This is a genomic window from Candidatus Xiphinematobacter sp., assembly GCA_016766635.1.
In the GTDB taxonomy this organism is placed as follows: domain Bacteria; phylum Verrucomicrobiota; class Verrucomicrobiia; order Chthoniobacterales; family Xiphinematobacteraceae; genus Xiphinematobacter.
In genome coordinates this window covers 429802-442222 of sequence record CP068473.1, presented here as the reverse complement: position 1 = coordinate 442222, position 12421 = coordinate 429802, and the positions used below count along the sequence as shown (strand labels likewise).

General features: G+C 48.7%; 8 protein-coding genes and 1 tRNA gene. 6 read left to right on the top strand and 3 right to left on the bottom strand.

All coding sequences use genetic code 11. The features are described 5' to 3' along the window. Positions 1-45 precede the first annotated feature (45 nt). A complete protein-coding gene (locus JMM79_01975; GenBank protein QQY08703.1) occupies positions 46-441 on the top strand; it encodes a DUF1844 domain-containing protein in 396 nt (131 codons plus the stop codon). Between the two features lie 404 nt (positions 442-845). Here JMM79_01975 and glmS read toward each other — a convergent pair whose 3' ends face one another. Further along, positions 846-2696, bottom strand: coding sequence for a glutamine--fructose-6-phosphate transaminase (isomerizing) (gene glmS, locus JMM79_01970; GenBank protein ID QQY08702.1), 1851 nt, complete (start codon positions 2694-2696; stop codon positions 846-848). A 95-nt stretch (positions 2697-2791) separates the two neighbouring features. On the opposite strand from glmS, the gene JMM79_01965 reads away from it, so the two are divergent. The 3 genes from JMM79_01965 to JMM79_01955 all read left to right on the top strand — a co-directional run bounded on the left by JMM79_01965 (position 2792) and on the right by JMM79_01955 (position 6148). Then, positions 2792-4087 carry a glucose-1-phosphate adenylyltransferase gene (locus JMM79_01965; GenBank protein ID QQY08701.1) on the top strand — a complete coding sequence of 432 codons (1296 nt, stop codon included), beginning with the start codon at positions 2792-2794 and terminating at the stop codon, positions 4085-4087. Between the two features lie 119 nt (positions 4088-4206). Then, positions 4207-5376 (top strand): aminofutalosine synthase MqnE, encoded by a 1170-nt coding sequence (gene mqnE, locus JMM79_01960; GenBank protein QQY08700.1) that lies wholly within the window; start codon positions 4207-4209, stop codon positions 5374-5376. Between the two features lie 31 nt (positions 5377-5407). After that, the gene (locus JMM79_01955; GenBank protein ID QQY08699.1) at positions 5408-6148 is read left to right on the top strand and encodes a menaquinone biosynthesis protein; all 741 of its coding nucleotides are present in this window, start codon (positions 5408-5410) and stop codon (positions 6146-6148) included. A gap of 12 nt (positions 6149-6160) precedes the next feature. Here JMM79_01955 and hemW read toward each other — a convergent pair whose 3' ends face one another. Continuing rightward, positions 6161-7246: a radical SAM family heme chaperone HemW gene (gene hemW / locus JMM79_01950; GenBank protein ID QQY08698.1), complete on the bottom strand. Its 1086-nt coding sequence runs from the start codon at positions 7244-7246 to the stop codon at positions 6161-6163. A 499-nt stretch (positions 7247-7745) separates the two neighbouring features. Between hemW and JMM79_01945 the strand changes: the two genes are divergently transcribed. Then, positions 7746-8642, top strand: coding sequence for a squalene/phytoene synthase family protein (locus tag JMM79_01945; protein ID QQY08697.1), 897 nt, complete (start codon positions 7746-7748; stop codon positions 8640-8642). A gap of 103 nt (positions 8643-8745) precedes the next feature. Further along, the gene (dnaE, locus tag JMM79_01940; protein ID QQY08696.1) at positions 8746-12198 is read left to right on the top strand and encodes a DNA polymerase III subunit alpha; all 3453 of its coding nucleotides are present in this window, start codon (positions 8746-8748) and stop codon (positions 12196-12198) included. Between the two features lie 104 nt (positions 12199-12302). On the opposite strand, the gene JMM79_01935 is transcribed toward dnaE, so the two are convergent. Continuing rightward, a tRNA-Pro gene (locus JMM79_01935) sits at positions 12303-12376 on the bottom strand. Between the last annotated feature and the right edge of the window lie 45 nt (positions 12377-12421).

Sequence of the window (12421 nt, the reverse complement as noted above, 5' to 3'; positions counted from 1 at the left end):
CCGAAACCCTTTATGCTTCTCAGTTAATATAAAGAAAAGATAAAGATGAAAGCAACCTCACTCAGCCTTCCCACCTCTAGTCAGCGTTTCCTTGAGTTTATAAGAATGCAAGCCCAGCAGGCCCTCCTTTTCCTGGGAAAGATTCCGCACCCCTCCACGGGGAAAGTAGTGCAGAATTTCGAAGCGGCACGCCTATTCATTGATCAATTGGAAATGCTACAAGAAAAAACCAGTGGAAATCTCAGTCCGGAGGAATCTGAGATCCTCAATGTGACCCTTGCTGACGTGCGTCTTGCTTACGTGCGGTCAACTTCCAATCAATCTACAGTTGATGAGTCAAACGCGACATCGTCCCCTCTCCCCTTCTCGCAAGGGGGGAATAATGATGCCCAGGAAATTGTGGAAAGGAAGAAAAAATTCTCGAAGAATTATGGTAGCTAAACAGTTGGGCCATCCAACCTTCTGCCTTTCTCCCTCCCGCTATCTAGGGAGGGATCTCCCACCAACTTCCACCTTTATTTTTTATCTTTTCGAACCTTTGCGAGCCCCTTTGGTGAAGATTAGAAGGGATTAGGGATTAGAAGAGGGATCTACTGGAAGACAGGTGTGTAGTTGGCTATGCGTCAAAGGTAGATCCGGTGAAGAAAGAAGCTAGAGCGCTCCCCCAATCGCTCTCTAGGATGGAAGTTTTGCCGGCGAGGTAGGGTAATCAAGGGGGTTTGGTCCTCCGGCGTCTCGTTTAAAAAGCCCTCTTACGCATTCAATTCCGTCGCCGTTGCGTAACACTTTGTGCAGATGGTATGGCTTTTGCCTATGCTTGAACATCTCTCATATACAACCGATAGTCATTCCACGGTAACACTCTTAGCAAGATTTCTTGGTTTATCGACATCACGTCCCAATTCAACTGCAATATAATAGGCAAGAAGCTGTAAAGGAATCACTGTAAGGATGGGGGAAATGTACTCTGGTGCTTCCGGAACAAGCAAGACGTCGTCCGCTATCCGTGCTAGTGATTTATTTCCTTCAGTGCCAATGGCTATAACAGGGCCATTGCGTGCTTTAACCTCCTGCATGTTATTAAGATTTTTTCCCAGGACGGAGTCCTCCGGTGCAATAAAAACAGAGGGAATTTCCGGAGCGACGAGAGCAATAATGCCGTGTTTTAGTTCAGCGCTTGGGAATCCAGAAGCTGCTATATAGGAAATCTCGGTAAGTTTTAGCGCCCCTTCTAGGGCGACTGGATAGTTACATTGGCGACCCAGAAAGAGGAATGACTTAGCGTGGGCATATTTGCGGGCAATGCGTCTTACCTGTTCATGAAGCTCCAGTGTCCGGGATATCTTCTCCGGTAATCTTTCCAATTCATCGATGATGCGCAACCCATCGGTGTGCGAAAGACGATGGATACGGCCAAAGAGGAGGGCAATTAGGGCAAGGATGGTAAGTTGCGAGGTAAAAGACTTTGTGGCCGCAACGCCAATTTCCAGTCCAGCATGCATGTACACCCCTCCATCGCTATCCCTTGCGATAGCGCTCGCAACGTGGTTGCAAATCCCAAGGGTACGGTATCCCTTACGGCGACTCTCTCTCAGGGCTGCTAAAGTATCCGCGGTTTCCCCGCTTTGACTAACAACGAAGACGAAAGTTGTACTAGGAGGTGCCGGCAAGTTACGGTAACGGAGCTCACTGGCAAATTCACACTCAGCAGAAATGTGCGCAAGACTCTCAATGAGATATTTTCCTACCATCCCGGCGTGAAAAGCAGTGCCACATCCACTAAACACAAGATGTTCCACAGCTCTTAGTTCTACGTTGCTTGTCTCTAGCCCCCCTAGCTTTGCCGTGGCCTCTTCCAAAGAGAGGCGCCCGCGTATAGCGTTACACACACTAGTAGGCTGCTCAAAGATTTCCTTGAGCATGTAATGAGGATACCCAGCTTTGCTAATGTCCTCCATAGTGAGATCGACCTTGGTAATGTGATAAGTAGATTCTAATCCAGTAATGGTATTGATCTCAAAACCATCCTCACTAAGGCATACAATGTCACGGTCATTAAGATAAACAACTTTATGCGTGTAAGGCACAATGGCGCTAATATCACTCGCAAGCAAATACTCCCCCTTGCCAATACCCAGTACAAGGGAACTTCCATGTCGAGCACCTATAAGTACACCTGGGACATCGGCATGGATAACCGCCATTCCATAGGTACCGACCACTTTCCTAAGGGCTTGGCGAATTGCCTCTATGAGTCCAACTTTCCCCTGTGTGCCACTCTTTCCAAAGAAATAGCCGATCAAATGGGCCATCACTTCAGTATCGGTACTAGAATGAAGGGTTCCCCCATTGGCAATAAGATCCTCACGGAGTTCTTGAAAATTTTCAATGACGCCATTGTGGACAATGGCAAGGCGGCCGCTATGATCGGAGTGAGGATGCGCGTTCTGTGCGGTTACCGCCCCATGGGTGGCCCAACGCGTATGGCTAATGCCTATCGTTCCCTCGATAGGATGCCGCATCAGCAGACTTTTAAGATGGGAGATATGCCCTACTGTTTTTCGAATATGCAGGGTCTCACCGGTAAGGGTGGCAATCCCAGCAGAATCGTAGCCGCGATACTCAAGCCTACGGAGCCCGTCTACCAATACTGGTGTAGCAGCCGCTTTGCCTACGTAGCCTACTATTCCACACATCTTTTTAGTTGTGACAAAATGAAAGTAGTGGCGCAGGATGAAGTGCCGGTGGCCTTTCCCTCCATATTTTTTCCTCGCTCCTCTGCCCTCTGGTCATGAAAGTCAACCTCAGTCCCTTGCCGGTCCATAAAACCCTAGCCATCATTATGGGCGGGGGTGCCGGCACGCGACTCTTCCCTCTCACCAAGGAAAGAGCAAAACCGGCTGTCCCCCTCGGTGGAAAGTATCGTCTGGTAGACATTCCCATCAGTAATTGTCTGAACTCTTCAATACGAAGCATCTACGTTCTAACTCAATTTAACAGTACTTCACTTCATCGACACATTAACGCAAGCTATAAATTTGATAGTTTTACCCCCAGCTTCGTGGAAATTCTGGCGGCCCAGCAAACCCCAAAAAGCTCCAGATGGTACCAGGGAACTGCAGATGCTGTACGGCAAAACCTCCGTTATTTCCTGGAACAGCCCTACGAATACTTCATTGTCTTAAGTGGGGATCAGCTCTATCGCATGGACTACCGTGCCATCTTGCGCCAGCACGTGGAGACGGACGCAGAGATCACCATTGCAACCACTCCAGTTAGCCGGGCATCCGCCTCCGGGTTCGGTATTATGCAGACAGATGAAAAGTGCCACATTGCGCATTTTGTCGAAAAACCTAAGGACCCTACAATTCTGGATACACTAAAAATCCCACCCGATCTACTCAAGGCGATCGGCCATTCGGGAAGTGCTGAGCTCTACCAGGCATCTATGGGAATTTACGTTTTTAATCGCTCCATTCTCAGTAAGTGCTTGGACAACGATCTGGAGGACTTCGGAAGGAACGTCATTCCAAGCGCCATCCGGAACCATGCCGTCAACGCCTACGTTTTTCAAGGATATTGGGAAGATATCGGTACCATTCGCAGCTTTTTTAAGGCCAACCTGCACCTTGCCGAAGAATTCCCTCCTTACAGCTTCCATGAGGCCGGAGCGCAAACTTACACACATCCGCAATTCCTCCCCCCCAGCGTTATACGTACTACCTTTATTGATCGAGCTATTATTTCCGATGGTTGTATGATCGAGCGTTCTACCATAGAACGCTGTGTAATTGGTGTTCGCGCCATAGTTAAGCCGGGAACGAAAATAAAGAACAGCATCTTAATGGGTGCAGATTACTATGAGAGTGATTTTCCCCTTCCCACCACAGGCCCTCCAAGCATTGGGATTGGAAGTGATTGCAGCATTGAGGGGGCAATCATCGATAAAAATGCACGGATTGGAGATAGAGTACTGATCAGCCCTCGTGGTAAATCACAGAATCTAGATGGAGAGGGCTTTTACATCCGAGACGGCATTGTGGTAGTGCCGAAAAATAGCGTGATTCCGGGGGGGACTCTGATATAACTCTCCGCCAGTCTTGCTAACCAGCAGAGCAGATACAAAGGTGCACCAAGGCGATTGTCCAGGAAAAATAATTAGCTCCATACGCGGGGGGATTCAATTTCCCCTGACTTTTTAGAGTTATGTCGATACTTCAGGCAATTATAGTTAACTCGCCCAATGCCACGCCTCGTCCAGACAGGCAGCTCGGGGAGATAATTTCTTCTGTCGTGTCCCACGAGCTTCGCCCAATCCTCAAGAAGGTGGAACACGGGAGGCGTATCTCTCGGCAAGAAGGAGAGATTTTATACGGGACGCAGGACCTCAATGGACTAGGAGCCATCGCTAATCTCATACGGGAACGTAAGAACGGAAATTTTGCGACATATCTTCATAACCGCTACATTAACTACTCCAACATTTGCATCCTCTCCTGTCAGTTTTGCGCTTTCGGTGCCAAAAAGCGGGACGCTCATGCCTTTGAGACAGGCATCCAGACAATTGTACAAGGTGTCCGGCAGGCGCTATCCAGAGGCATTACCGAAGTTCACATAGTAGGAGGGTTACATCCCACATTGAAAGGAGAATGGTACCTGGAGTTGCTTTCTAGTCTTAGAGCACTGAGTAAGATCTTACATATCAAGGCATTTACAGCGATTGAAATCCGGCATTTTGCCAGACGTGTTTTTCATCTTTCCATTAGAGATACCCTACAACTTTTGCGCAAGCATGGTCTGGATTCCATTACTGGGGGAGGGGCAGAGATTTTTGATAGTGGAGTACGCAGGAAAATTTGCCATGCCAAGGAAACCGCGGAGGAGTGGCTAGAGGTCCATCGCACTTGGCACCAAATGGGTGGAAAAAGCACCAGCACCATGCTCTATGGTCATATCGAGACATGTGCTCAGCGCATTGCTCATTTGGAGCGACTTCGAGCACTTCAAGATGAAACTGGTGGATTTACCGGATTTATCCCCCTCGCATTTGTGCCGAATGCCACTGCCATGGCACACATCCAGCGTATTTCCGCTACCGAAGAGCTAAAGAATCTTGCTATTTCCAGGATCTACCTGGATAACTTCGAGCACATCACGGCTTATTGGGTCAGTCTGGGCCTCCCGGTGGCGCAGCTTGCTCTCAGTTATGGAGTGGATGATCTGCATGGCACCATTATGGAGGAAAGAATTTTTCATATGGCTGGCGCTGTCACCCCCCAAAAACAGACAGTGGCTTCCCTGAAGAATGCCATTTGCGAAACTGGTCGTATCCCAGTCGAGCGAGATAGCTTCTATCGTCACATAAGTCAACATTAGCTACTCAGGTAGAGTAGTCTCTACTAGTTTTATGCGGCTTGGGGCGGTTCCATACCTTAATGCGCTTCCGTTGAGGGCTGCCATTTTGGGGTCTCTAGAGTTGGAAGTGCCCTCACGCCTTGTAAGGCGCTACGAGTCGGGATTATTTGACGCAGCCCTTTTGCCCACATACAAAATCTTACAGCAGCCTCGTCCGTTAATTGTGGACGGTGTCTGTATAAGTTCGTATGGCGAAGTTTTTAGTGTGTTTCTTGCACATCGTAAGCCATTGGAGGAGATTCGGTATGTCTCTTTAGATCCCTCCTCTTGTACCTCTAATGCACTCTTTCGCTGCCTATGTGCTGAATTTCTCGGACTGAGCCCAGAATTTTCCGTGCGGCCGCTTAATCATAAGGACGAAAGTCACATTCTAATTGGGGATCCGGCTATTGATTTTCGACTGTCAGCGCCAGCAGGTTGGCGGTTTCTCGATCTTGGAGCAATTTGGACCTCTTATACAGGGCTGCCATTTGTGTATGCAGCGTGGTCCATAAGGGAAAAGTCGGCCCTGCAGATCGCGGAATTCCTCCGCTCAGCGAAACGAGCAGGGATACAAGCCCTAGCAGAGCTCATCGCTAGGAGGAGTAACCCTATCTTTACTTCAACCTACTTAAATACCTATATTCGCTACGATTTGGGGGAGCTAGAGAAGCGGAGCCTTGTTAGGTTTGCCGAGCTTCTTTACAAGCATGGCCTTAGTTCAGCCGGTTCTTGTAACCCCTCCTTCGTCTAGGGAAGCTCTTCTTTATAAGAAGGCCTCCGCTACTGAATCTGCGACTAGGCGCCCCTGTCGAGTAAGCCGAATAGCCTCTCCCGAGGCTTCGATCAGTCCTAGTTCAAAAAAAATCCGCAACTTTTCCTCGTGTTCCCTTAGCCAGGAGGCGGGGATCCCCTCCCTGGTACGCAGGCTGAGTAATACGCGTTCTGCTCTCAGAGTATCTAGACTAAGCGTTTCTCTAAAACAGATAGCCTCGCCATCTGTGTTCATTCTCTTGATGTACTCTGCAGTATTTGCCACATTGCTCCACCGTGAGGTTCCGATGGTAGAGAAGGCGCTTGGCCCAAGCCCAATATAGTTCTCCCCCCTCCAATAACCCAGATTATGGAGACATTCCTTTCCAGGAGATGTATAGTTAGAGATCTCGTATTGGCAATAACCCGCTCCTTCTAGGTAATCCATTGTTACTTCAAAAAACTCTGCTTCTTTATTGACGTCTTGAAAGTACACGCCCCGCATGAGACGGGAAAAATATTCCGTATCCTCCTTGTAAGTTAGACAGTAGGCGGAGATATGATCTGGGCGGAGCAGGACAGTTTTGCCAAGAGAGTCTTTCCACTGCTCTATTCCCTGGCCAGGGATTCCAAAAATGAGATCAAGATTTATATTGGAAAAGCCGACTTTCCGAAGAATATCGTAAGAACGTTCGCTCTGACCAACTGTGTGTTCTCGCCCCAAGGTGGACAAGAGCCCTGGGTCCCAAGATTGTATCCCCATACTAATACGATTGACTCCCCAATCTAGTAACAAACGCCCCTTTTCTGCAGAGACCGTAGCAGGGTTCATTTCAACGGTCCACTCCTTTACTTGACGTAAATCTAAGTGCTTGCTCAGTCCACGAAAAAGGTAGTCTAATTGCTGACAGGAGAGGATAGTCGGCGTACCACCCCCAAAAAATATGGCTTTGGGCTGAAAGCAGACTTTTTCCGCCTCCATGAGGAGTGCATTCAAAAATGCGTGCATCTTACCAGGATCGGTTTGCTCCTTGTAGAAGCTGCAATAGGGACAAAGCTTCGAGCAAAACGGAATATGAATGTATAAGTTTTGAACCAAGGTAGTTTCCTCCGGAGAAGTCCTCTAACGTCTGCTAAGTAGCGGAAAGAGCAAGCTTTTCCATCGCAATCCCATTGGTAAAGGTCTCTCTAGGCGGCGTCCGTAACGGGCTACGCATCACTTAAGGACTAGTAGGAGGGGTATCTAACACTTCTGTTGCCAAATAACGACGCCCCTTGGTAGGTACCATCGGCGAGACTCCCCGTCCAGGAAGTTGACGTTCACTCATAGCGAACCACGACCTAAGGAATTCCTTCCCTCCAGTATAGGCTAGTGGCTTGCTATTTCTGGGGATAACTTCTGTTGTCTCCTCTGGAGGGATCTTGGGTATCGCAGGGCTGCGCTACATTTCAGGTGAAACTAGGGAGAAAGGTGCTACAATTGGCCCGGTACGTTGTCCCACGATTTGCCTCGCAATTGAATCTGGGCGCTTCATACATACGAAGCTGATGGTGACGAAAATGGGAGGAGTGGGGCTCTGATCAATACATCTAGTCCAATGAACTGGTTTCTGGTACGAAGCGTTTCCCGCTCGCTATATCTCAGTTTACGTTTGCTACCCCGTAGTGTGCAGACGCAAATTACTCTTGCTTACCTCTTAGCACGGGCATCAGATACGATCGCTGATACCCCCTTTGGCAAAGGGGCAGATCGCTTGGAGGCATTGCAATGCCTCCGGAGGTCAGCCAATGATCCAACGGGGCAATGCGATTCTAAGATGTACCTAGTTCTGGCTCGTTCACAGGATCATCCCGCTGAAAGGCAACTTTTGGAACACCTACCTACATTGATAGAAAGCTTGCACAACCAAGCGGATGCTGATGTAATCCGGGAGGTATTGGATTCCATCATGGAGGGGCAGATGCTCGATCTCGAGCGTCCATATCTTGAGCCGTTTACCCGTGAGCAGCTGGATCGTTACACATTTCTAGTCGCAGGTTGTGTCGGCAGGTTTTGGACACGCATCTGCTATAGAAGAATTCCACAGTTTGCCTCTCTTTCAGCTGAGGATATGGAGGAACTTGGTGTCCTCTATGGTAAGGGGCTACAGCTCGTTAATATCCTCAGAGATCGGGATGAGGACGCTTCAGTCGGGCGACTTTATATTTCTGCAGAAGATGTAAAAGAACGCTTCTGGGAAGCATGGATGGCGATGCAATCTGGTGTCAAGTACGGGAAGGCTCTTAGCCATCCATTTCTGCGCTACGCTACACTACTTCCTGCTCTAATTGGTGTGCGCACCCTTAAATTGATCCGCTCGCGTGCTGGAAAAACCAAAATTTCTCGTAGGGAAGTTCGCTGTATTTTAATTAAGACGCTACCCTTTCTTTGGAGAGCAGAGCCCAAGATGCCGGCCTGCTACAAAGCGTTACAAACATGGTTGACGATAAAGTGAGCAGAAAGAAGAGAGTTAGTCAGGGTGGCGTTGTGGATGTGAACTTCTTGCAACTTATTGGAACTCATCCTTGGAGTAGGTGGGTGGTGATGTAACTTCTTCCGTGAAGTCTTTTGTTCACCTTCATGTGCACACCGAGTATTCCCTTTTGGACGGGGCAATACGCATTTCAGATTTGGTCGGAACAGCTGCAAGGTACGAGATGCCAGCGGTGGCGATTACCGATCACGGCAGCCTCTATGGTGCTATTGAGTTTTATCAACAGGCCATCAAAGCGGGAATAAAGCCCATTATCGGATGCGAGCTCTACGTAGCTCTCGATCGACAGAGAGAACATAGTATTTCTCTAAGAAAGAGGGCTGCTTATCACCTTACTGTTCTTGCACAGAATGAAGAAGGGTACCGGAACTTGGTAAGGTTGGTTTCTAACGCTCACTTAGAAGGCTTTTATTACAAACCACTAGTGGATAAGGTGTTGCTTGCTACGTACTCTGGGGGATTGATTGCGCTCAGTGGTTGCCTAAAGGGAGAAATAAACTCCCTTCTTGCAGCAGGCCAGATTGCCTCGGCTAGAGCTGCTGCTGCGACTTATCGAGACATTTTTGGATCGGAAAATTTTTTTCTGGAATTGCAGGATCATGGTATGGAAGCACAGGCACGCTGCAATCCGCATCTCATAGAATTTTCTAGGGAGATGGGTGTAGGACTCGTGCTTACCAACGATGTTCACTTTCTTCATCGCTCCCACCACGAAGCCCATGATATCATGGTCTGCATTGGAACGGGTGCAATGGTACACGATGAAAGACGTATACGTTATGCTCCGGAGCTCTACCTCAAGTCTCCCCAAGAAATGCGGGGGCTCTTTCCACATCTACCTCAGGCGGCAGATAATACTTTGCATGTCGCAGAGCGCTGTAGTCTCGATCTGGAGTTTGGAGAACCGAAATATCCAGCCTATCAAGTACCTGATGGAATCACTCGGGAAACCTACCTTAGGGGATTATGCAAGGAAGGGCTAGAAAGAAGGTTTGGTAAAGATCGGGTTCGAGGAGATGTTAACCTGAACCGTCGTCTGGAGTATGAGCTTTCCGTTATAGAAACGGCAGGATTTGTAAGTTATTTCCTAATCGTCTGGGATTTCATCCACTTTGCAAAGCAGCATGACATTCCAGTGGGACCTGGGCGTGGGTCTGCTGCGGGGTCGCTTGTCGCCTATGTCTTGGGCATTACTGACCTAGATCCCCTCCACTACGGACTGATTTTTGAGCGTTTTCTCAATCCAGAGCGTGTCAGTCCCCCAGATATCGATATCGATTTCTGTCAAAATCGGCGCGGAGAGGTAATCGAGTATGTGCGGAAAAAATATGGAGAACGTTCTGTTGCACAGATCATCACCTTCGGCACCCTGGGGGCAAAAAGCGTAGTGCGGGATGTAGGACGAGTACTGGGCTGGAAATATGCGGATGCCGACCGTATCGCCAAGATGATTCCCAACGAATTAAACATCACCCTCCAGCTCGCATCGGAAAAGAACCCTGTATTGCATAATATGCTAGAGCAGGAACCTCGTGTTCAACGACTTTGGGACTATGCTTTGGTACTTGAGGGTATCAGCCGCAATACAGGCATCCACGCCGCCGGGGTGGTAATTGGAGATTATAACCTTTCCGATGGCCATGTCCCCCTTTGCAGGGGAAAGGATAAGGAAATTGTCACACAGTACCCTATGGGGCCTCTCACGGACCTTGGGATGTTAAAGATGGACTTCCTTGGCCTCAAAACCCTAACCGTTGTCCACGATGTTATTTCCTTTATTCGTCATCACCAGCCGCGTTTCGATATTACGCAGATTCCGTCTGATGACGCTCCCACCCTTGATCTCTTGAATCAGGGTAAAACCACCGGCATTTTTCAATTGGAATCTAATGGCATGATGAACACCTGTAAGCGTTTCCAAATCCGGAACCTTGACGATATTATTGCCCTCATTGCCCTATACCGCCCTGGTCCCATGGATCTGATCGACGATTATATTGAGAGAAAAAAGGGGCTCAAGAGAATCGAGTACGCCCATCCTCTCCTAAAACAGGTTTGTTCTGATACTTTTGGGGTCTTGATTTACCAAGAACAAGTACAACAGGCGGCAAGCACCCTCGCCGGGTATTCTCTGGGACAGGCAGATCTTTTACGTCGCGCTATGGGAAAAAAGGACAAAAAAAAAATGGCTAAGGAGCGGACACGTTTTATAGAGGGATGCAGGTGCGCCAACAACATTCCAGAGAAGAAAGCGAACAGTATTTTTGATCTTTTGGAAAAATTTGCTGGCTATGGGTTTAACAAAAGCCACAGCGCCGCATACGGGCTCATCTGCTACCAGACTGCCTACCTAAAGGCAAACTATCCTATAGAATTTATGTCTGGATTGCTAAGTAACGAAGTCAACAACACAGACAAGATCTCTATCCTCGTAGCAGAATGCCAGAGAATGCACTTAAAAATATTGCCGCCGGACATTAACCGAAGCTCCTTAAAATTCACTCCTGAGAGTGAACAACAAGCCATTCGCTTCGGCCTCGCTGCCATCAAAAACGTAGGAGAGCAGGCTATGTCTTCTGCTATCCAGGAACGTAGTCGCGGAGGAACTTTCCGATGTTTGGAGGATTTTTGCGGTCGAATGGACCCTCGGACAGTCAACCGGAAAGTCCTAGAAAGTTTAGTCAAGTGTGGTGCTTTCGACTGCTTTGGGAAGTCTAGAGCCTCTCTGTTCGCGCACATTGAAACGGCCATGAAGGGAGCGATATCTCTCCATCGAGACAGATCCAGTGGGCAAGCCTCTCTGTTTTCTCTAGTTGAAGAAGGCTACCTCTCCACTCCACAGCGGCCAGTTCCCGAAGTAAAACCGTGGTCATCCCGTGAAACTTTGGCCTACGAGAAGGAATTACTGGGATTTTATGTTACTGGGCACCCGCTAGAGCCATATCGGACAGCCCTCGTAGGTGAGCAGCATGTCTCAATTGCTGAGATAAAGCAGCTCCCTGAAGGATCTGTCACACTTAGAATGGCCGGCATGCTTATCTTAGTGGAAGAAAAGTTCACCAAGACCGATGGCAGACCGTATGCCATTCTGGTCATAGAAGATTTCACCGGGGCCGTGGAAGCCTCCGCATGGAATGAGGTATTCTTAAGATTCTCAGAGCTGCTGAAGGTGGGCACAGTCGTTTCCCTCCTGGCCCGTGTCGTTAAAAAGGAGGAATCCCTGCGTGTAACTATAAATGATGTTCGTCCCCTCCAGTCCGAGCCAGTCTCTCAACCGCTCCGGCTGGAGCTTGATTGGAAATTAATTAATGAAGGGGTGCTTTATGAGATATTGGACTCCGTTGTCAGACATCCTGGAAGCAAAGAGCTCCTCATCGACTTTATCAACACCGAAGGCAGCTCTTGTACGGTCCGAGCTGGTAGTGAATTCCTCGTTGGAAACGAGGTAGCTATCATAAACGAAATCAACCAATATCTTGTCTCACATAAGGCAGGCAGACAAGACTCCAGGGGATGACTTTGTGGGGCCCATCGGGTCCTGGTATTGTTTGCGCTGGATAGGGAAGATGGCAAAGTCCAAGGGAAGGGTACAGGGCACAAACAAACGGAGACCGCCGAGATTCGGGCCGGCGGGATTTGAACCCACGACCTCTTGAACCCCATTCAAGCGCACTACCAAACTGTGCTACGGCCCGCAGTGGCAACCCCTACCACTATCAGATGAAAGGGGGAGTTGCAAA